The sequence below is a fragment of the Methylobacterium sp. 17Sr1-1 genome, from assembly GCF_003173775.1.
In the GTDB taxonomy this organism is placed as follows: Bacteria; Pseudomonadota; Alphaproteobacteria; order Rhizobiales; family Beijerinckiaceae; genus Methylobacterium.
In genome coordinates, this window is sequence record NZ_CP029552.1 from 1653637 (window position 1) to 1672531 (window position 18895).

Below are 18895 nucleotides of genomic sequence, written 5' to 3' on the forward strand. Positions count from 1 at the left end.
GGGCGGGGAGAGGAGAGGTCCTGCGCCTCTTCTTTCACCGGAAGCCTTGAAGAGGCGGGGCACTGGCCCCGCCCGACATCCGAACCCTCAGAAGAACCCGAGCTTCTGCGCCGAGTAGCTGACCAGCAGGTTCTTGGTCTGCTGGTAGTGGTCGAGCATCATCTTGTGGGTCTCGCGGCCGATGCCCGATCGCTTGTAGCCGCCGAAGGCCGCGTGGGCCGGGTAGGCGTGGTAGCAGTTGGTCCAGACGCGGCCGGCCTGGATCGCCCGGCCGAAGCGGTAGGCGCGGGTGCCGTCGCGGGTCCACACGCCGGCGCCGAGGCCGTAGAGCGTGTCGTTGGCAATGCTCAATGCCTCCTCGTCGTCCTTGAAGGTCGTGACCGACAGGACGGGCCCAAAGATCTCCTCCTGGAAGACGCGCATCCGGTTGTGGCCGCGGAACACCGTCGGCTGCATGTAGTAGCCGCCGGCGAGCGCGCCCTCCTTCACGGCGCGCGCACCGCCCGTGAGGCATTCGGCGCCCTCCTGACGGCCGATCTCGACGTAGCTCAGGATCTTCTCGAGCTGCTCGGAGGAGGCCTGGGCGCCGATCATCGTCGCGGGATCGAGCGGCGAGCCTTGCGTGATCGCCTCGACGCGCCGGATCGCCCGCTCCATGAAGCGGTCGTAGATCGATTCGTGCACCAGCGCCCGGCTCGGGCAGGTGCAGACCTCGCCCTGGTTGAGGGCGAACATCGTGAAGCCCTCGAGCGCCTTGTCGAGGAAGTCGTCGTCATCGGCGGCCACGTCCGAGAAGAAGATGTTCGGCGACTTGCCGCCGAGCTCCAGCGTCACCGGGATCAGGTTCTGCGAGGCGTATTGCATGATCAGCCGCCCGGTCGTGGTCTCGCCGGTGAAGGCGATCTTGGCGATGCGGGGCGAGGAGGCGAGCGGCTTGCCGGCCTCGAGCCCGAAGCCGTTGACGATGTTGAGCACGCCCGGGGGCAGCAGGTCGCCGATCAGCTCGGCGAGCAGCAGCACCGAGGCCGGGGTCTGCTCTGCGGGCTTGAGCACCACGCAATTGCCGGCGGCGAGCGCGGGTGCGAGCTTCCACACCGCCATCAGGATCGGGAAGTTCCACGGGATGATCTGGCCGACGACGCCGAGCGGCTCGTGGAAGTGGTACGCCACGGTGTCGTGGTCGATCTCGGAGAGCGAGCCCTCCTGCGCCCGGACGCAGCCGGCGAAATAGCGGAAATGGTCGATGGCGAGCGGTATGTCGGCGTGGGTGGTCTCGCGGATCGGCTTGCCGTTGTCCCAGGTCTCGGCGAGCGCGATCAGGTCGAGGTTGTCCTCCATCCGGTCGGCGATCTTGAGCAGGATGCGGGCGCGCTCGGCCGGCGCGGTGCGGCCCCACGAATCCTTGGCGGCGTGGGCGGCGTCGAGCGCCCGCTCGATGTCCTGCGCGTCCGAGCGGGCGACCTCGCAGATCACCCCGCCGGTGATCGGCGAGGTATTCTCGAAGTAGCGGCCCGCCACGGGAGCGACCCACGCGCCGCCGATGAAGTTGTCGTAGCGGCCCGAGAACGGCGAGGTGGTGCGGGCGTCGGCGAAGAGTTCCGGCTTGTTCATGAGTTCCTCCCACTCGCCCCGTGACGGGGATGTCCCTGTCCTGGCGGGGCGTGGCGGGAGATCACCCGGCAGCGCGCGTGCCAGCCGGCTCCCGGGCGCGGCTCACCCCCGGCAAGCATCTGATCGGGAAGGACTTTCCCGATGCCCCGGTGCGGCCTTCGACCAAAATCCGGCCCCCGCATGCCTGGACCGGGCGCGCGACACCTGCGACACCTGTCGCAATCCGCGACAGGCCGCCGACGCGGCGGCGATACGGGAGGCGAGCCGCGCATGCAGAGCCGCGTGACCACGCCCCGCACCCTGCTCGCCGCCCGGCGGCAGGCCTTCGGGCCGGGGGTGGCGGAGCCGCCGCCGCCGATCCTGCGCTCCTGGGAGCGCTGCGCCGCCCTCGGGCTCGATTTCGGCCAAAGACCCCGGGTCGAGCCGCTGACCTCCGCCGCCTTGCGCGCCGCCTTCGATCGCAGCGAGGCCCTGCGCCGGACCTGCCGACCCGAGATCGAGGCCCTGCACGCCGAGGCGCAGGCGACCGGCAGCCTGGTGATCCTCACCGATGCCGACGGGCTGATCCTCGACACGCTCGGCAGCGATTCCTTCGCCGGCCGCGCCGCGCAGGTGGCGCTCCGCCCCGGGGTGCCCTGGAGCGAGAGCCTGACCGGCACCAACGCCATCGGCACCGCCCTGGTCGAGCGCCGCCCGGTCGAGGTGCGGGGGGCGGAGCACTACTTCGAACCGCACCGCATCCTCAGCTGCGCCGCCACGCCGATCCTCGGGCCGGACGGCACGGTGCTGGGCGTCCTCGACCTGACCGGACCGGCGGCGATCCACCAGGGCCACGCCCTCGGCCTCGTCGGGCTCGCGGTCGCGGCCATCGAGCACCGCCTGCTCGCGGCCGTGCCGCCGGGCTGCGAGGTGCTGCGGCTGCACCGCGACCCGGGTCTCCTCGGCACGCCGCGCGAAGGCGTGCTGGTCTTCGAGGGGAAGCGCCTCGTCGGGGCCAACCGGCACGGGCTGGCGCTCCTCGGCCTCGGCTGGGGCGATCTCGGCGCCGAGCATGCCGGCGGCCACGGCGGCGGCGCGGCGCCCGGGCCGCTCGCCCTGCGGGACGAGGCCGGAACGCCGCTCTACGGCCGGCTCGAGGGCCCGCCCGCCCCGGCGAGGCGCCGGCCGGCGGCCGAGGCGGCGCGGCCGAGCCCCGAGGGACCGATCCTCGATCCTGCCACCCAAAAACTCCTCGCCCGCGCCGTGCGGCTGATCGATGCCGGGATTCCGGTGGTGGTCGAGGGCGAGACCGGCACCGGCAAGGAGGTCTTCGCCCGCGCCGCCCACGCCGCCTGCGCGCGGGCGCAAAAACCCTTCGTCGCCGTGAACTGCGCGGCGCTGCCCGAGACGCTGATCGAGGCCGAGCTGTTCGGCTACGAGCCCGGCGCCTTCACGGGGGCGGCGCGCCACGGCGCCAAGGGCCTGCTGCGCCAGGCCGAGGGCGGCCTGCTGTTCCTCGACGAGATCGGCGACATGCCGCTCTCCCTGCAATCGCGCCTGCTGCGGGTCCTGCAGGAGCGGGAGGTGCTCCCGGTGGGTGGCACCCGCCCGGTCCCGGTCGATTTCGCGCTGGTCTGCGCCACCCACCGCGACCTCGCCCGCATGGTCGAGGAGGGCGCCTTCCGGGCCGATCTCTACTACCGCATCGCCCCCTACCGGGTGCGCCTGCCGGCGCTGCGCGAGCGACCGGACCGCCTCGCCCTGGTGCGGGCTTTGTGGGCCCGGACCGTCGGCCCGTCCCGGCAGGTGAGCCTGTCGCCCTCTTGCGAAGCGGCGCTCGCCGAGGCCGACTGGCCCGGCAACCTGCGCCAGCTCGCCGCCTGCCTGAAGGCCCTGGCGGCGCTCGCCGAGACCGGGGAGAGCTTAGGTCCGGAGGACCTGCCCGACGGGGTGGCCGCCCCCCGCCCCGATCCGGCGCCCCGGCCGGCTCCCGCACCCACCGGCCGCCTCGACACCCTGGCGCAAGATGCGATGCGGGCGGCCCTGGCCGAGCATGGCGGCAATGTCAGCCGCGCGGCGCGCAGCCTCGGGATCAGCCGCAGCACGCTCTATCGGCGCTGCCTGGCCTGATCGGGATGGGACGACCGGCGCGGCGCCGGCCGTCCCCGCGGGTGGGCCCGTTTCAGCCCTTGGCCGCCGTCACCACGACCTCGATGAGCGCGCCGCCGCCGAGATCCGCGACACCGACGGTGGCGCGGGCCGGCAGGTCGTCGCCGAAGAAGCGGGTCCAGGCGGCGTCCATCTCCTTCTTGTGCGACAGGTCGGTCACGAAGATCGTGGCCGAGACGATGCGCGAGGCGTCCGTCCCGGCCTCCTTCAGGTAGCCGGCGATTTTCCCTAAGATGTTCTCGGTCTGGGCGCCCATCGACACCGAGGTGTCGTCCGCGATGGTGCCGCCGACGAAGACGAGGCCGTTCACCTCGACGGCGCGGTGCATGATCGGGGTGCGGATCTGGCGGGTGATGGTCATGGGATTCTCCTTGAGAGTCAGGTTCGGAACCGCTCGATGCCGAGCGCGCCGATCCGGGTCTGGGTGCCGCCCTCGACGATGAGCTCGGCCATGACGGCCCCCGCCGCTGGCCCGAGCTGGAAGCCGTGCAGCGAGAAGCCGAACTGGTGATAGAGGCCGGGATGGCGGGCGCTCGGCCCGAGGACCGGCAGGTCGTCCTTCATCTTGGCCTCGATGCCCGCCCAGGCGCGCAGGATCGTCGCGTCGCGCATGACGGGAAAGAGTTCGAACACCGTGCGGGCGCTCTCGGACAGGCGCCGCCAGTTCAGCACCGTCGTGCCCCTGTCCTGGTCCGGCACGGCGAGGTGGCCGCCGCCGATCAGCACCGTGCCGTTGGAGAACTGCTTGAACGACAGCTTGCGGCCGCGCAGGATCACCACCGGATCGATGAAGTGCGGCACCTTCGAGGTGATCATCAGCATCGGCGCCACGGTCTCGACCGGGACCGGCTCGCCGAGGGATTCGGCGATCCGTCCGGCCCAGGCGCCGGCGGCGTTGACGAGGACCGGCGCCGCGTAGGTGTCGGCGCCGACATCGACCCGCCACAGCCCGTCCTCCCGGCGCACGTTCCGCGCCGGCTCGCCCTCGCGCACGATGGCCCCGAGAGCCTCCGCCTTGCGCCGGAACGCCGCCACCGTGCGGGCGGGCTGGGCCGCGCCGTCGCGGCGCGAGACGACGCCGCCCGGGCAGGTCTCGGCCACCGCCGGCACCAGGCGGCGCAGTTCCGATCCGTCGATCAGCTCCTCGTGGGTGAAGCCGCGGCCTTGCAGGTCCTCGACCCGCTCGACGCACGCCGCGAGCTCGCCCCCGTCCTCGGCCACCAGCACCTGGCCGTGGCTCTCGAAGCCGCAATCGTCGTCGACGAGATCGCCGATGCGCTCCCAGAGGTCCATCGAGCGGATCGAGAGCGGAATCTCGGCGACGTGGCGGGCGAGCTGGCGCACGCCGCCGGCATTGACGCCCGAGGCGTGGCGGCCGGCATAGTCCTTCTCGATCAGGACGGGCCTGAGCCCGGCCCGGCAGAGATGGAGCGCGGTCGAGCAGCCGTGGATCCCGCCCCCGACCACGATGGCGTCGGTGAGCAGGGTCATCCGCGCACCACCGCCTCGGTCTCGGCCTGCGATTTCGGCAGGGCGGCGAGCTCGGCGAGCGCGATCGGCTTCACGGGAGCGCGCAGGCGATAGTAGCCGATCTCCTGCGGGGTCTTGCCCCGCGCCTCGGCCATCAGCTCGGTGACGGTGAGGCCGCAGAGCCGGCCCTGGCACGGGCCCATGCCGGTGCGGCGATAGGCCTTGAGCTGGTTCGGCCCCGTCGCCCCGATGGCGACCGCCTCGCGGATGTCGCGGGCGGTGATCTCCTCGCAGCGGCAGACGATGGTGTCGTCCGTAGGGATACGGAACGGCTTGGACGGCCGGAACAGCAGGTCGAGGAACGGCCGGCCGCGCTCGGCCCGCGCCAGCGCGGCCCGCACGCTCGCCGCCGAGTCGACCTTGGACAGGGCTGCCGGGGCCAGGGCTTCCACGGCTGCCAAAGCCGCGAGGCGGCCGCGGAGCGCCGCAGCCTCCGCGCCGCCGATGCCGGCGCCGTCGCCCGCCACCGCGATGCCCTCGACCGAGGTCGCGCCGTCCTTGCCCAGCACCGGCAGCCAGGCGAGCTGGACGTCGTCCCAGGCATGCTCGACGCCCGCCGCCATGGCGAGGTTGACGTTCGGCACCACGCCCTGGTGCAAGAGGAGCAGCGAGGCCGGCAGGGTCTCTTCCCGCGCGCTCGACCGGTAGGTGACGCTCGCGAGCCTCCCCTCCCCTCGCGCGGCAAGCTCCGTGACGCCGGAGACGACACCCACCTTCGCGCGCACCTCGCGCATCAGCGCGAGACCTTTCCGGAAATACGGCGACGTCGCGAAGGCGAGCGCGTGCGGCAGGGCTCCGACGATGTTCCGCCGGTCGGTGGTGTCGAGGATCCGGTCGATCCGGCCGCCGAGGCGCAGGATCTGCGCCGAGAGGAGCCAGAGCAGCGGCCCCTGCCCGGCGATCACCGTCGGCTCGTCCGGCACCAGGCCCGACGATTTCAGCATCGTCTGCGCCGCGCCGGCGGTCATCACGCCGGGCAGCGTCCAGCCCGGAATCGGGAACGGGCGTTCCAGCGCCCCGGTCGCCAGGATCACCCGCCGCGCCGCGACGAAGGCCGAGCCGCCGCCGACCGAGACGCCGATCTCGAGCGCCTTGTCGAGGCTCCAGACCGTGGCGCGGTGGATCACCTCGGCGCTGCCGGCGCGCAAGGCCCGGACCCACTCCTCGCCGCTCCAGAAATCGGACCCGAGCTGCGTCTTGTCCGCGAGCGGCGTCGAGGTGATGGCGCGCCAGACCTGGCCGCCGGGGCCGGCATTCTCGTCGAGGAGCAGGACCGTGAGGCCGGCCTTGGCGGCCGTGGCGGCGGCGGCGAGGCCCGCGGGGCCGGCGCCGATCACCACGACGTCGTAGGCGTCGCGCTTCGGGGCGTTGGTGGACGAGTGTTGGCTCATCGGCCGATCTCCCGCTTGCCCTTCTGGATCTCGATGCGCATGCCGTCTTCCACCGGCACGAGGCAGCCCTGGCGGTTGCCGACCCCGTCGATGGTGACGAGGCAGTCGAAGCACACGCCCATCATGCAGTAGGGCAGCCGCGGCGCCCCGCTGACCGCCGTGAGCCGGCGCACGTCGCGGCCGGAGGCGAGCAGAGCGGCCGACACGGTGTCGCCCGCCCGCGCCTCGACGGTCGCGCCCTCGACGAGGATGCGGACGATCGGTCTGGTGTCGTGGTCGGATCGCTTGAACATGGGCGTCTCCGGGCCCGGGGCCCTCGAAGAGTCAGGGTGGTGGTTGGAGGCCGGCGGGACGGCCACCCTCCGGGTCATTCCGGGGCCGCGAAGCGGAGCCCGGAATCCAGAGCCGCGGATGTTTCCGGAAGGGGCGGACAGCGTTCCGCTCGATTCTCCCGGAACTGAGGTTCTGGATCCCGGGCTCTCGCCTGCGGCGAGCCCCGGGATGACCCTGTGAGGTGGGAGCCGTCGCGGCCGACGACTGTCGCTCGTGCTGAAAACAGCTCTCAATAATACCCGCTGCCGGCCTTCGCCTCGGCCGTCTCGAATCGCTTGGCCGTGAACGCCCCCACCAATTCCTCCTCCAGGCGGCCTCCCGCCACCATCCGGGCGATCTCGAAGGCGTGGTTGGAGGCGAGGGTCACGCCCGAGTGGCAGCAGGCGACGAAGGCGCCGGGATGGGTCTCCGACTGGTCGTAGATCGGGAATCCGTCCCGCGGCATCACCCGGATGCCGGACCAGCTGCGCACCACGTTGAGCCGGGCGAGGTGCGGGAAGGTGCGCTGGGCCCGGTCGGCCATCACGGCGTTGATGCCCTGGCGCATGGCGCGGTCGTCGAGCACGTCCTCCTTGCTGTCGCCGATCATCACCGTGCCCTCGTCGGTCTGGCGCAGGGTCGAGAGCGGATGGGGCAGGAAGGGTTGCGTGCGCTCGGTGACGACGATCTGGCCGCGGGTCGGGCCCATCGGCGCCGAGAGGCCGACCATCGGGGCGAGCGCCTGGTTGGCGTTGCCGGCGGCGAGCACCACCTTGGCCGCCCGCACCTCGCCGGCCGGGGTCGTCAGCCGGAACTCCCCGCCCTCGCGGGTGATGGCGGAGACCGGCCGCTCGGGCAGGTAATCGACACCGAAGCTCCTGAGCCCGGCATGGAAGGCCCGGTAGGTGCGCAGCGAGTTCACGTGGCCGTCGAGCGGGCAGTAGCTGCCGCCGGAGACCTCGGGGCCGATCCCCGGCAGCGCCCGCTCGACCTCCGCCCGCGAGACCATCCGCATCTCGTAATCGGCGGCGCCGATCTGGTTGTGCATCCGGGCGACGAGGTCGGCGCGCCTTCCGTACTCGTCCTCGCCGAGCGTGAGGTGGAAGCCGCCGTTCTGCTGCAGCGAGACGTCGAGCCCGGACTGCTCGCGGAGCGCCGCGGCGAGCTGCGCCCAGCTCTTCGCCGCGCGCACTGTCCAGCCGGTATAGGCCGGCATCCCGAGGCCCTTGCTCTGCACCCAGACGAGGGCGAAATTCGCCCGCGAGGCGCGCTTGGTGATGTCGCCCTCGTCGAGGACGGCCACCCTTTGCCCGAGCCGGCCGAGGCCCCAGGCGATGGCCGAGCCGAGCAGGCCGCCGCCGACGACGGCGACGTCGTAGTCCTTGGACATGTGAACTCCTGTACGCGTCTCGCGGTCAGTGACTGCTCTCAGTGGGTCCCTTTGCCCGCGAGCACGCGGTCGAGGCCGTAGAGCCGGTCGAGGATGGCGAGACACACCATGGTGACGGCGATCACGCAGGCCGAGACCGAGGTCACCAGCGGGTCGATGTTGTCCTGGATGTAGAGGAACATGCGCACCGGCAGCGTCTCGGTGCCGGGCGCGGCGAGGAAGACCGTCATGGTCAGATCGTCGAAGGACTGGATGAAGGCGAGCGCCCAGCCGCTCACGACGCCGGGCAGGATCAGCGGCAGGGTCACCCGGCGAAACAGCGTGAACCCGCCGGCCCCGAGCGACACCGCCGCGCGCTCCACCGACGGATCGAGCCCGGCGGCCGCCGCCAGCGTCAGCCGGAACGCGAAGGGGAAGACCACGACGATGTGGGCGGCGAGCAGCGCCAGGAAGGTGCCGCCGAGGCCGAGCGCCGTGAAGAAGCGCAGGAAGGCGACGCCGAGCACCACGTGCGGGATCATCAGGGGCGACAGGAACAGGGCCTGGAGCGCGCTGCGGCCCGGCACCTTGTAGCGGGTGAGCGCGAGCGCCGCCGGCACCGCGAAGAGGAGCGCGATGAAGGATGAGAGCGCGCCGAGCCCGAGGCTGACCCAGAAGGCGTGGACGAATTCCGGGTAGTCGGCGATCGCCCGAAACCAGCGCAGCGAGAACCCGTTCGTCGGCAGCGAGAGGAACCCCTCCGGCGTGAAGGCGACGAGGCAGACGACCGCGATCGGCGCCAGCATGAAGGTCACGAACAGGCCGTGGAAGGCGAGCGCGAGAGGACCGTTGCGGCTCATTGGGACACCTCCGCGTAGCGCCGCTCGACGAGGGCATTGGCGCCGACGACGATCAGCACGAGGCCGACCAGCAGCAGCACCGCCACCGCGGCGCCGAGCGGCCAGTTCAGCGTGTTGAGGAACTCGTCGTAGGCGAGCGTCGCCGCGACCTTGAGCCGGCGCCCGCCGATGATCGCCGGCGTGGCGAAGGCGCTCGCCGAGAGCGAGAACACGATGATCGCGCCCGACAGCACGCCCGGCATGATCTGCGGCAGGACGATGCGGCGGATGATGGTGACGGGACCGGCGCCGAGCGACATCGCCGCATGCTCGACCTGAGGGTCGAGGCGCTGGAGCGCGGCCCAGACCGACAGCACCATGAACGGCATCATCACGTGGACGAGCGCGATGACCACGCCGGTCTCGGTGAACAGGAACGGCAGCGGCGAGGCGATGAGCCCGAGCGACATCAGGAGCTTGTTGGCGAGCCCGTTCGCGCCACCGAACAGCAGCGCCCAGCCGAGCGTGCGCGCCACGACCGAGATGAGGAGCGGCCCGAGGATCAGGAGCAGGAAGATCCCGCGCCAGCGCCCGCTCATCCGGTTGAGGATGTAGGCCTCCGGCGCGCCGAGCAAAGCCGTGACCAGGGTGGTGATCAGCGCGATGCGGAGCGTGCGCCCGAACATCTCGGCGTAGTACGGGTCGGTCGCGATCTCCTGCCAGTTCTTCAGGATCAGGACCGGCTCGATGCCCTTGTACTGGCCCCAATCGTGGAACGAGAGCAGGACCGTCATCGCCAGCGGCACCAGCACGATGCCGACGAAGAGCAGCACGGCCGGCAGGATCAGCCAGAGCGGCGCGCGGCTGGCGCGGGGCTCCGGGACCGTTGTCGCTGGGGCGGCCGGGAGGGTCGTGGTCGCGGCGGCGTTCACGCGGCGGCTCCGGCACGCAGGCTCATATCCTCGGGGCGCCAGGCGAGGCGCACCGCCTCGCCCTCGCCGGGCTGGGTAAGGCCGTCGTTCGGCCTGACCACGATCGCCGGGCCGCATTCGGTCTCGCACTGAAAGAGCCAGTGGTTGCCCTGGAAGATGCGGGCGGCGACCCGGGCCGGCAGGCCGGCTTCGGCGAACCCGATCCGCTCCGGGCGGACGCTGATCGTCACCGGGCCGTGGAAGCCCACGGGGGCCGGCGCGCTCCAGCCGCCGGCGACGATCCGGGCGGGAGACGCGCCCTCGATGCGGGCGGAAAAGTCGTTGGTCTTGCCGAGGAACTGGGCGACGAAGGCGGAAGCGGGCCGCTCGTAGGTGTCCTGCGGCGTGCCGATCTGCTCGATGCGGCCCTTGCTCATCACGACGATCCGGTCCGACAACGACAGTGCCTCGGTCTGGTCGTGGGTGACGAGAATCGTGGTGGTGCCGAGGTTGCGCTGAATCTGGCGCAGCTCGATCTGCATCTCCTCGCGCAGCTTGGCGTCGAGATTCGACAGCGGCTCGTCGAGGAGCAGCACGCTCGGGCGGATCACGAGGGCGCGGGCGAGGGCCACCCGCTGCTGCTGGCCGCCCGACATCCGGCGCGGATGCCGGTCCTCGTAACCGGCGAGCCCCACCATCGCGAGGGCCGCGCGGACCCGCTCGGTGCGCTCAGGCCTCGAGACCCGCTGCATCTCGAGGCCGAAGGCGACGTTCTCGGCCGCCGTCATGTGGGGGAAGAGCGCGTAGCTCTGGAAGACGATGCCGAGGCCGCGCTTCGCGGGGTGGACCTGCGTCAGGTCGCGACCCTCCAGGCGGATCGTCCCGCGGGAGGGCGCCAGGAATCCGGCGATCATCTGCAACGTCGTGGTCTTGCCGCAGCCCGAGGGGCCGAGGAACGAGATGAACTCGCCCGGCGCGACCGCGAGGTTGAAATCCTCGACCGCGATGTGGCTGCCGAAGGCCTTGGCGACGTGCTCGAGTTCGAGGAGCGGCGCGGCGGAGCGGGGGTTCGAGGTCATGCGCGGGATCCGGGGCTGTCCGGGAAAAGAAGAGGCGCGGGGTACTCCTCTCCCCGCGGGCGGGGAGAGGCCTGAGCTCCGGAGGGGCTCAGGGAGCCCGCGCAGCGAACCGCAGGTTCGCCGCGAGGGTGAGGGGGTGGTGCCGGAGGAGCCTCATCCGGAGACACCCCCTCACCCTCGCTCCGGCTTCGCCTGCGCTTGCCGCGCCCTCTGAACGAGGGCTCGGCCCTCTCCCCGCCCGCGGGGAGAGGCGGAAGCCCGCGCTTTGAAGGGCGAGACGCGAGGGGTTTCAGGATTCGGCAGACCTACCGCTCGACCTCCCGATTCCACCGTTTCGTCCACTCCTCACGCTTCTCGTTCACCACCGTCCAGTCCGGCGTGTACAGAGCGGCGGCGCGGGGGCCGACGGGGGCCATCTTGACGATCTCCGGCGGCACCTCGACCGTCTTCACCACCGGGCCGTAGCCGTATTCCTTCAGCATCGTCAGCTGCACCTTGGGGTCGAGCAGCGCCTTGATGAAGGCGTTGGCGAGCGGCGACCCCTTCGGCTTGGCGATCGGGCAGGCAGCGGTGAGGAGCGCGACCGCGCCCTCCTTCGGGTAGACGAAATCGACCGGGAAGCCGGTATTGGCCAATCCCTGCACCCGGCCGGTGCCCCACACCGCGATCACCGCCTGGCCGGACTGGAACAGCTCGGTCATCTTGCCGGGCGACGGCTCGTAGGCCAGCACGTTCGGGTTGATCTCGGACTTGAAGATCTTGAACGCCGAATCGACGTTCTTCTCGCTGCCACCGTTCATCTTCGCCAGCATCACCAGGACATTGAGCCCGTAGGTGTTGTTGATCGGCGGGATGACGAGCTTCTGGCGGTACTTGGGGTCCTTGAGGTCGTTCCAGGAGGTCGGCGGCGCCCAGCCCCGCTCCGAAAAGACCTTGGTGTTGTACATGAGCCCGGTGGCGACGAGGCCGGTCGCCACCGCCTTGTCGTCGGTGAAGCGGGCGAGATCGTAGAGGTCGCCGGTCGGCACGCCCTCGATCTTGTCGCAGAATCCGAGCTGGATCGCCTGGTACATCGGGCCGTCATCGACGATGGCGACGTCGATCTGCTGGTTGCCCTTCTGCGCCTGGAGCTTGGCCAGCGTGTCGGTGGAATTGCCGGCGACGTACTCGACCTTGACGTCGTTGGCCTTCTCGAAGGCCGGGATCACCTCGGTGCGGATCGTCTTCTCGAACGAGCCGCCGTAGCCGGCGACGTAGAGCGTCTTCTGCTGCGCCGCCGCGGGGGTGAGCGAGGTCGCCAGGGCCGTGAGGCCGAGGGCGGTCAGGAGGCCGAGCTGCTTCACCAAGGACCTGTCTCCTCTCGCGGACGCGATGCGGCGCTGCACAAGAATGTGCCATGGCGCGCCGATAGGCAAAAAGGTGCCGGGCCGGCCGAGACTCGTCCAATGCGAAATGGCGCGCGTTTCATGTCGAAATGTTATGGTTCGCAACGGGAGGAGGCCCGATGGCACGGATCAACCTGCGGCAGGTCGAGGCCTTCCGCGCCACGATGCTCACCGGCAGCGTCACCGAGGCCGCCGCCCTGATGGGGGTGACGCAGCCGGCGGTGAGCCGGCTCCTGCGCGACCTCCAGGCGCTCCTCAACATGCCGCTGTTCGAGAAGCGCGGCACCGGCCTCGTCCCGAATGCGGCCGCGACTGCGCTCTACACGGAAGTGGAGCGCTCCTTCGTCGGGTTGGAACGGATCGGGGCGGCGGCCGAGGAGATCCGCAACAGGCGCACCGGATTCCTGCGGGTCGCGGCGCTACCGGCACTCGCCAACGGCTACCTGCCGCGGCTGACCGGGCACTTCCTCAAGGACCGGCCGAACCTGAACCTGTCGCTGTTCGGGGTGATCTCGCCGATCGTGGTCGACTGGGTGACCAACAACCAGTGCGACGTCGGCTTCGCCGAGGTGCCGATCGCCCACGAGGGCGTGCCGAGCCGGCGCCTGCCGGCGGTGGCCCGGGTGGCCGTGCTGCCGGAGGGCCATTGCCTCGCCGAGAAGGCCGTGCTCGGGCCGCGCGACTTCGAGGGCGAGACCTTCGTCTCGCTCACCGCCGGCTCGACCGGGCGCCATCTCGTCGACCAGGCCTTCCACCGCGACGGCGTGCGGCGGATCCTGCGCATCGAGACCGCCCTGTCGGAGATCATCTGCGGTCTGGTCTCGTCCGGAATCGGCGTATCGATCTCCGATCCCTTCACGGCGCGGGAATTCGAGGGCCGCGGGGTGGTGGTGCGCCCCTTCGTGCCGAGAATCGAGTTCGAGTTCGCGGCGGTGTTCCCGCCCCAGCGCAGCCCCTCCCCGGTCGCCCTCGACCTCGTCGCGGCCGTGCGGGACTCGCTCCTGGCGCCGCCCTTCTCGGATTGAGGATCGCGTTTCACGCCGCCCCTCACGTCAGCCGCCTCCGGCGCATCGCCAGGAGCTCGGTCCCGGTCTGGTACCGCCCTTCGCCCGCGAGCCGCACGAGGCGCCGAAAGTAGCCGCCCGGATTGCGGATCCGGTTCCGGCCCGACCGGACGTCGTCGTCGTGGGCCTGCGCCACGACCAGCACCAGCACAGCCGCCTCGTAGGGCCCGACCACCGCGCAGGCCTCGGCCCAGGCGCTCGGATGCGCCCCGATCGACGCTCTCAGCTGGCGGCCCGCGTCGAGGATCTCGTGTTCCTCGCGGATTTCGCCGCTCACCAGGTCGCGCACCACCGGGCAGGCCTCGACGACCAACGCCGGTGTCGGAGCCGGCCCCGGCTGTTCGCTCCGGCGAGGCGGTTCGGCGATCCCCGGCGAGTCCTTGCTCCAAGCCTCGGTAGGAGATCCTTTCTCTGGTTCTATGTGCGGGCAGGTGTTGCCGTCACAGCCGGCTGCGTAGAAGCGATCCTCCACCATCCGGCGCAGCTCGCTCCAGGCTTCCAGCACGAGGTCGGGATCACCCGCGCCGCGCCGCTCGGGCGTGATCGCTTCCAGGCTGCCCTGGGCGTCGACGAGGTCGGCAACCGTCGTGTCGGGATGGCGCGCGTTGAGCGCCTGCAAAGCCTCCGCCACGGCGCGCCGGTGCATCGTCACGAGGTCGAAGGCCCGGCGGCGCCGTTCCCGCGCCTCGGCCCGCGCCTGGATCGCCAGCGCCCAGTCGCCGCGGCGGGCGTAGAGCGGGGTCAGGTCGAAGCCGAAGGCGTCGAGGATCGTCCCGTCGCGGGAGCGGATCGCGTAGCGCTTGCCGTTGGCCGAATCCTTCGGCGTGATGATCTCGAGACCCACGAGGTCGCGGATCGCATAGCGCACGGCGCGCTCCGAGAGCCCGGTGCGCGAGACCAGGTACTCGTTCGACGGCCACACGATCAGGCGCGACCATGCCTGCTCGCCCCAGGCGGCGACGAGCTCGGACAGGACCAGCCGGAGGGCCGGACGCAATCCGAGCGCCTTCGCGGCCTCCCGGGCGGAAGCGGACAATTCCTTGCGCGTGACCGTGCGCCCGTCCTCGAGGGCGCGTCTCTGTCCGGCGAGGGCGGCGCGCGTCAGCGGCCGGCCCCCGGTCTGAACCATCTCCACTCCACACCTCCTTGGACGGAGGCAAAGCGGGACCGTTCGCCCGAGAGGGCGTCATTGACGAGAAGGTCGGGAACCGCTAGAAGGAGGATGCCAATCCGGTCTTCAAGCGGCGGCTTCCCCAGCCCCCGTTATGAGATCCCAAAAAGCGCCGAGGTCCCCACCTCGGCGCTTTTTTGCTTTGCTGCGTCTACATGCTCTGTTCCATGAAAACCTGCTCGAGCGCGTGGATGATCGCGAGGCGCCGGTTCGGGAACTTGCCCTCACGCACCGCCGCGTCGATCGCCTGCTGCACCTGCGCCGGCACCCAGACATTCGTCTCCGTCTCCCCGGAGGCCTTGCGGGCCTCGCGGAGCTTCTTGACGCGCTGAGACGGGGTATCGGCCATCGCTTGGGCTCCACGACTCGTAACGTTACGAGTCGTGTCATGACTCGGGCGGGCCGGGCAATGCGGAGTCGAGATTCGGCGGTGGATGTTAAATTCGATTCACAGACGAATCGGGCGCGTGGCCGCGACGGCTGCCGATTCGGGGTGATCTGGCCCCTCGGCACGGCTGCACCGGCCGATTCGTGAAGAGTTCCATGCGGGATTCGCGCGAATCATCGGCAATAGCCTCGAATCGGCGGGATGCTCTTGGGCGCGGCGGGTTTCACCGGGGTCAAGGGGGCGGATGAGGGTCCCCGACCCGGACCGTTCCGCTCGAGGCCCGACACGCGGCGCTTGATTCCGGAAGCGGGCCGCCGTCACCTGCGCCCCGCCTCTCCCGCGAGAGGCGATCCCGCGCCGCCGGGGTGACGTCCCACGAACAACGATCCATCGGGAGGAACCACCATGATCCACGTCCTCGCCATCATCACCGCCAAGCCCGGCCAGCGCGACACGGTGCTGGAGGCCTTCCGGGCCAACGTGCCCGCCGTCCACGCCGAGGACGGCTGCATCGAGTACGGGGCGGCGATCGACACCGACGGGGCCGGGCCGATCCAGGCGCCGCTCGGGCCGGACACCTTCGTGGTGGTCGAGAAATGGGCGAGCCTCGACGCGCTCAAGGCGCACGCGGCCGCGCCCCACATGGCGGCCTACGGGGCGAAGACGAAGGAGCTCATCGCCTCCCGCGTCATCCACGTGCTGTCGCCGGCCTGACCGAAGCCCGGCGCCCTCATCATGAGGGCGCCCGGACCTTCACCCCCAGCATCGCCTCGAAGGGCAGCACCATCGCGCCCTTGTCGCGCCCGCCATGGCCGGCGCGCAGGGCCATCTGGTAGGTCGTGGTGGCCGCCGCCGTCACCGGCAGGGGGAAGCCGCGGCCGACCGCGACCGCCGCGGCGCTGACGAGGTCCTTGTAGGCCTTCGCCAGGGGATAGCCCTCGTCGAACTCGCCGCGCAGGATCCGCGGCACGAAGTATTGCGAGGCGTAGCTGCGGCTGGTCCCGGTCGTCACCACGCCCGCCAGCTGTTCGGGGTCGAGGCCCATCGCCACCGCCATCGGCAGCACCTCGGCGAGCGCCGCGATGTTGATGTCGTAGATCACGTTGTTGATCGTCTTGGTGAGCTGGCCGCTGCCGAGCGGCCCCATATGGAGCACCTCGGCGCCGATGCGGTCGAGCAGCGGCTTCATCGCCGCGAAGGTTTCGGGCGCCCCGCCGCACATCACCGTGAGCGTCCCGGCCTCGGCCCCGGCCGGCGCTCCGGAGACCGGGGCGTCGAGGACACGGAAGCCCCGTGCCTCCAGCGCCTTGCCGATGCTCACCGCCTGCCCGTGCGCGATGGTGCTCAGATCGATCACCGTCGCGCCGGGCGCGAGGCGGGGCTCGAGCCCGTCGGGGCCGAACAGCACGCTCTCGACCACGTCGCCGTCGGGCAGGCACAGGACCAGCACGTCGGCGCCCGCGACCGCGTCCCGGTCGGTCGTGACGGCGACCCCCGGCTCCGCGAGGCCCGCGATGCGCGCCGGATCGGCATCGACCGCCACGATCGTCTCGGCCCCGTCGCCCTTGCGGGCGAGGTTGCGGACGATCGGCCAGCCCATCTGGCCGAGGCCCATCACGGCGATGCGGCGGCTCATCGAATCGCTCCCTTGTCGTCGGCGGAGTCGATCCCGATCGCCTCCAGGAACCGCGACACCATGTTGTAGGCGCCGATCGTGGCGGTGAGCTCGACGATCGCCCGCGGGTCGAAATGCTCGCGCAACGCCGCGAAGATCGCGGGCGCGACGTGGATGTCTTTCGTCATCGCGTCGCAATAGGCCAGGACCGCCCGCTCGCGCGGAGGAAACACCTCCGCCCCCTGCCAGTCCGGCAGGGCGTCGAGCTGGGCCTGCGACACGCCCTCGCGGAGCGCGATCGGCACGTGCTGCTCGGCCTCGTAGCGGGCGCCGTTCAGGTGCGCGACCTGCACGATCACCAATTCGCGCAGGTCGCCGGGCAGGTCGCATCGCTGCCGGATCGCGGTCAGGAAGGCGAGCCAGCCCTCGGCGACCGGCGGGCTGTGCAGCAGCATCGCGTAGAGGTGCAGGATCTCGCCCCGCTCGGCCACGATCCGCTCGGCGAGCGGGGCCGTCTCGGGCCGGGTGGTGTCGGCATAGGGGATGCGGGCCATTCTCGTCGTCTCCTCCTTAGGTCTCCGGCATCGGTACACCAGGAACCGCGCGCGGCGCAGGGGTGAACCGGGAATGGGGAACCCGCGCGGGCTTCGCGGTTCGATACGCGGGGCAGCCGGCCCGGGGGCTTGAGCGGGGATGGACGCGATGAACCAGGGACCGCCGAGCCTGCACCGGTCGCGCTGGCGGTTCTGCCTGTTCACCCTGCTCTACCTCTACCAGGGCGTCGTCGCCGGCTTCGGCCTCACGGCGCTCGCCAACCACTTCGCCGCGTCGGGCGCCTCCACGGCGGAGGTCGGCCGCCATCTCGCGCTGGTCGGCCTGCCCTGGGTGCTGCAGCCGCTGCTCTGGGGCCCGGTGATCGACCGCGGGACGCCCCACCGCATGGGGCCGCGCCGGGCCTGGCTGGCCCTCGCCCTCCTCGGGGCGCAGGCGAGCCTCGCCGGCCTGCTCCTCCTCGGCGCGCAAGCGGGCCTGACCGCGATCAGCCTCGTCCTCGCCCTGCACAGCCTCGCCGCGTCGCTCGCCGACACCGCCACCGACCGCATGATCGCCGGCAGCGTGCCGACGGAGGAGCTGGGGCGCACCAGCGCGGCGACCCGGGCCGGCTTCGTCATCGGCAGCGCCGCCGGGAGCGCGGTCTTCGCCTGGATCCTGGCGGCGCACGGCTTTGCGCCGGCGGCGGGCGCCCTCCTCGGCCTGACGACGCCGCTCGCCCTCGCGGCCTCCCTCGTGCGCGAGAATCCGGGCGACGCGCTCCTCTGCCTGCGAGGGTTCGCCCCGCGGCAGCGGCCGGCCCCGGGGGGCTTCGCCTTCGCGCAAAAACTCCTCGCGGCGTTCCGGCGGCGCGACGCGGCGCTCCTGCTGGCGATGTGCTTCGCGATCGATCTCGGGCTCGCGCTGTTCCAGGTGCCGTTCGCCGTCGCGCTGGTGCAGGTCCATGGCTGGGACGCGGAGGGTCTCTCGCGCCTGCAGGCGCTGCTCGCGCTCCTCGGCGGCACCCTCGGGGCGGCGGGGATCGGCGCTGCCGTCGACCGGATCGGGCCGGGGCGGGCCCTGCGCCTCCTCCTTCTCGCCTGCGCGGCGGCGTTCGCGGCGGCGGGCGCGCTGATCGCGGCCGGGCTGGAGGCCGCAGCGGGCCCGGTCATCCTGGGCCTCGCCAGCGTGGTGCCGGCGCTGCTCTACGTCGCGCTGCAGCCGGCGGTGCTGCTGGCGAGCCGCGCCGGCGGCGCCGCGGCGACGCAGTTCCAGATCTACATGGCGGCGATGAATCTCGGCGACGTCACCGGCGCGGCCCTTGCCGGCCCGCTGGCCGCGGTGCTCGCCTCGACGCTGGTCGCGTTCGGCGTCGCGGGCCTGTTCCTGGTTTGCGCGCGGGTCGCGCCGGGAGGGGAAAAGTAGTCCCGCAGCGCCGAGTCGGACAGGCGGCCGGCGCGAGCCGGAAAGCTCCTCGTCCCTGCGTCCGATCGTCGAGCTTGACGATCCCGGCCGCGTGCCCCCTTCTGCCCCGACAACGAGACCGATCGG

General features: G+C 71.6%; 18 protein-coding genes. 4 read left to right on the top strand and 14 right to left on the bottom strand.

Annotated elements, in window-relative coordinates; all coding sequences use genetic code 11:
• Positions 1 to 87 precede the first annotated feature (87 nt).
• A complete protein-coding gene (adh, locus tag DK412_RS07410) occupies positions 88 to 1611 on the bottom strand; it encodes an aldehyde dehydrogenase (RefSeq protein ID WP_109971429.1) in 1524 nt (507 codons plus the stop codon).
• 270 nt (positions 1612 to 1881) lie between these two features.
• Here adh and DK412_RS07415 point away from each other — a divergent pair, with 270 nt between their 5' ends.
• On the top strand, positions 1882 to 3720 hold the full coding sequence (locus tag DK412_RS07415; protein WP_109971430.1) for a sigma-54-dependent Fis family transcriptional regulator: 1839 nt from the start codon (positions 1882 to 1884) through the stop codon (positions 3718 to 3720).
• 52 nt (positions 3721 to 3772) lie between these two features.
• On the opposite strand, the gene DK412_RS07420 is transcribed toward DK412_RS07415, so the two are convergent.
• The 9 genes from DK412_RS07420 to DK412_RS07460 all read right to left on the bottom strand — a co-directional run bounded on the left by DK412_RS07420 (position 3773) and on the right by DK412_RS07460 (position 12533).
• Positions 3773 to 4120 carry a RidA family protein gene (locus DK412_RS07420; protein ID WP_099955531.1) on the bottom strand — a complete coding sequence of 116 codons (348 nt, stop codon included), beginning with the start codon at positions 4118 to 4120 and terminating at the stop codon, positions 3773 to 3775.
• 17 nt (positions 4121 to 4137) lie between these two features.
• Complete coding sequence (locus DK412_RS07425) at positions 4138 to 5250, bottom strand: FAD-dependent oxidoreductase (protein WP_109971431.1); 1113 nt, start codon at positions 5248 to 5250, stop codon at positions 4138 to 4140.
• Positions 5247 to 6680, bottom strand: a complete 1434-nt coding sequence (locus tag DK412_RS07430) for a (2Fe-2S)-binding protein (RefSeq protein WP_109971432.1) — start codon at positions 6678 to 6680, stop codon at positions 5247 to 5249. The genes DK412_RS07425 and DK412_RS07430 overlap by 4 nt, the downstream gene beginning before the upstream one ends.
• Complete coding sequence (locus DK412_RS07435; RefSeq protein ID WP_093568563.1) at positions 6677 to 6973, bottom strand: (2Fe-2S)-binding protein; 297 nt, start codon at positions 6971 to 6973, stop codon at positions 6677 to 6679. The genes DK412_RS07430 and DK412_RS07435 overlap by 4 nt, the downstream gene beginning before the upstream one ends.
• Before the next feature lie 269 nt (positions 6974 to 7242).
• Positions 7243 to 8382: an FAD-dependent oxidoreductase gene (locus DK412_RS07440; protein ID WP_109971433.1), complete on the bottom strand. Its 1140-nt coding sequence runs from the start codon at positions 8380 to 8382 to the stop codon at positions 7243 to 7245.
• 38 nt (positions 8383 to 8420) lie between these two features.
• A complete protein-coding gene (locus DK412_RS07445) occupies positions 8421 to 9221 on the bottom strand; it encodes an ABC transporter permease (RefSeq protein ID WP_109971434.1) in 801 nt (266 codons plus the stop codon).
• Positions 9218 to 10048 carry an ABC transporter permease gene (locus DK412_RS07450; protein WP_245447716.1) on the bottom strand — a complete coding sequence of 277 codons (831 nt, stop codon included), beginning with the start codon at positions 10046 to 10048 and terminating at the stop codon, positions 9218 to 9220. The genes DK412_RS07445 and DK412_RS07450 overlap by 4 nt, the downstream gene beginning before the upstream one ends.
• An 80-nt stretch (positions 10049 to 10128) precedes the next feature.
• Positions 10129 to 11190: an ABC transporter ATP-binding protein gene (locus DK412_RS07455; RefSeq protein WP_109971435.1), complete on the bottom strand. Its 1062-nt coding sequence runs from the start codon at positions 11188 to 11190 to the stop codon at positions 10129 to 10131.
• A gap of 305 nt (positions 11191 to 11495) precedes the next feature.
• The gene (locus tag DK412_RS07460) at positions 11496 to 12533 is read right to left on the bottom strand and encodes an ABC transporter substrate-binding protein (RefSeq protein WP_109975119.1); all 1038 of its coding nucleotides are present in this window, start codon (positions 12531 to 12533) and stop codon (positions 11496 to 11498) included.
• Positions 12534 to 12694: 161 nt separating this feature from the next.
• On the opposite strand from DK412_RS07460, the gene DK412_RS07465 reads away from it, so the two are divergent.
• Positions 12695 to 13600: a LysR substrate-binding domain-containing protein gene (locus DK412_RS07465; protein WP_109971436.1), complete on the top strand. Its 906-nt coding sequence runs from the start codon at positions 12695 to 12697 to the stop codon at positions 13598 to 13600.
• A gap of 22 nt (positions 13601 to 13622) precedes the next feature.
• On the opposite strand, the gene repC is transcribed toward DK412_RS07465, so the two are convergent.
• Complete coding sequence (repC, locus tag DK412_RS07470; RefSeq protein WP_204165521.1) at positions 13623 to 14768, bottom strand: plasmid replication protein RepC; 1146 nt, start codon at positions 14766 to 14768, stop codon at positions 13623 to 13625.
• A 193-nt stretch (positions 14769 to 14961) separates the two neighbouring features.
• On the bottom strand, positions 14962 to 15159 hold the full coding sequence (locus tag DK412_RS07475) for a hypothetical protein (RefSeq protein ID WP_109971438.1): 198 nt from the start codon (positions 15157 to 15159) through the stop codon (positions 14962 to 14964).
• Positions 15160 to 15603: 444 nt separating this feature from the next.
• On the opposite strand from DK412_RS07475, the gene DK412_RS07480 reads away from it, so the two are divergent.
• Positions 15604 to 15912 carry a putative quinol monooxygenase gene (locus DK412_RS07480; RefSeq protein WP_109971439.1) on the top strand — a complete coding sequence of 103 codons (309 nt, stop codon included), beginning with the start codon at positions 15604 to 15606 and terminating at the stop codon, positions 15910 to 15912.
• 19 nt (positions 15913 to 15931) lie between these two features.
• On the opposite strand, the gene DK412_RS07485 is transcribed toward DK412_RS07480, so the two are convergent.
• Together DK412_RS07485 and DK412_RS07490 are read right to left on the bottom strand one after the other, a co-directional pair.
• Positions 15932 to 16834 carry an NAD(P)-dependent oxidoreductase gene (locus tag DK412_RS07485; RefSeq protein ID WP_109971440.1) on the bottom strand — a complete coding sequence of 301 codons (903 nt, stop codon included), beginning with the start codon at positions 16832 to 16834 and terminating at the stop codon, positions 15932 to 15934.
• On the bottom strand, positions 16831 to 17367 hold the full coding sequence (locus DK412_RS07490) for a carboxymuconolactone decarboxylase family protein (RefSeq protein ID WP_109971441.1): 537 nt from the start codon (positions 17365 to 17367) through the stop codon (positions 16831 to 16833). Before DK412_RS07490 ends, DK412_RS07485 begins: the two co-directional genes overlap by 4 nt.
• 148 nt (positions 17368 to 17515) lie before the next feature.
• Between DK412_RS07490 and DK412_RS07495 the strand changes: the two genes are divergently transcribed.
• Positions 17516 to 18769, top strand: coding sequence for an MFS transporter (locus DK412_RS07495; protein WP_162596141.1), 1254 nt, complete (start codon positions 17516 to 17518; stop codon positions 18767 to 18769).
• Positions 18770 to 18895: the final 126 nt, after the last annotated feature.

Coding starts and splice junctions, on each gene's coding strand:
- adh (WP_109971429.1), bottom strand. CDS start 1,611: ATGAACAAGCCGGAACTCTTCGCCGACGCCCGCACCACCTCGCCGTTC.
- DK412_RS07415 (WP_109971430.1), top strand. CDS start 1,882: ATGCAGAGCCGCGTGACCACGCCCCGCACCCTGCTCGCCGCCCGGCGG.
- DK412_RS07420 (WP_099955531.1), bottom strand. CDS start 4,120: ATGACCATCACCCGCCAGATCCGCACCCCGATCATGCACCGCGCCGTC.
- DK412_RS07425 (WP_109971431.1), bottom strand. CDS start 5,250: ATGACCCTGCTCACCGACGCCATCGTGGTCGGGGGCGGGATCCACGGC.
- DK412_RS07430 (WP_109971432.1), bottom strand. CDS start 6,680: ATGAGCCAACACTCGTCCACCAACGCCCCGAAGCGCGACGCCTACGAC.
- DK412_RS07435 (WP_093568563.1), bottom strand. CDS start 6,973: ATGTTCAAGCGATCCGACCACGACACCAGACCGATCGTCCGCATCCTC.
- DK412_RS07440 (WP_109971433.1), bottom strand. CDS start 8,382: ATGTCCAAGGACTACGACGTCGCCGTCGTCGGCGGCGGCCTGCTCGGC.
- DK412_RS07445 (WP_109971434.1), bottom strand. CDS start 9,221: ATGAGCCGCAACGGTCCTCTCGCGCTCGCCTTCCACGGCCTGTTCGTG.
- DK412_RS07455 (WP_109971435.1), bottom strand. CDS start 11,190: ATGACCTCGAACCCCCGCTCCGCCGCGCCGCTCCTCGAACTCGAGCAC.
- DK412_RS07465 (WP_109971436.1), top strand. CDS start 12,695: ATGGCACGGATCAACCTGCGGCAGGTCGAGGCCTTCCGCGCCACGATG.
- repC (WP_204165521.1), bottom strand. CDS start 14,768: ATGGTTCAGACCGGGGGCCGGCCGCTGACGCGCGCCGCCCTCGCCGGA.
- DK412_RS07475 (WP_109971438.1), bottom strand. CDS start 15,159: ATGGCCGATACCCCGTCTCAGCGCGTCAAGAAGCTCCGCGAGGCCCGC.
- DK412_RS07480 (WP_109971439.1), top strand. CDS start 15,604: ATGATCCACGTCCTCGCCATCATCACCGCCAAGCCCGGCCAGCGCGAC.
- DK412_RS07485 (WP_109971440.1), bottom strand. CDS start 16,834: ATGAGCCGCCGCATCGCCGTGATGGGCCTCGGCCAGATGGGCTGGCCG.
- DK412_RS07490 (WP_109971441.1), bottom strand. CDS start 17,367: ATGGCCCGCATCCCCTATGCCGACACCACCCGGCCCGAGACGGCCCCG.
- DK412_RS07495 (WP_162596141.1), top strand. CDS start 17,516: ATGAACCAGGGACCGCCGAGCCTGCACCGGTCGCGCTGGCGGTTCTGC.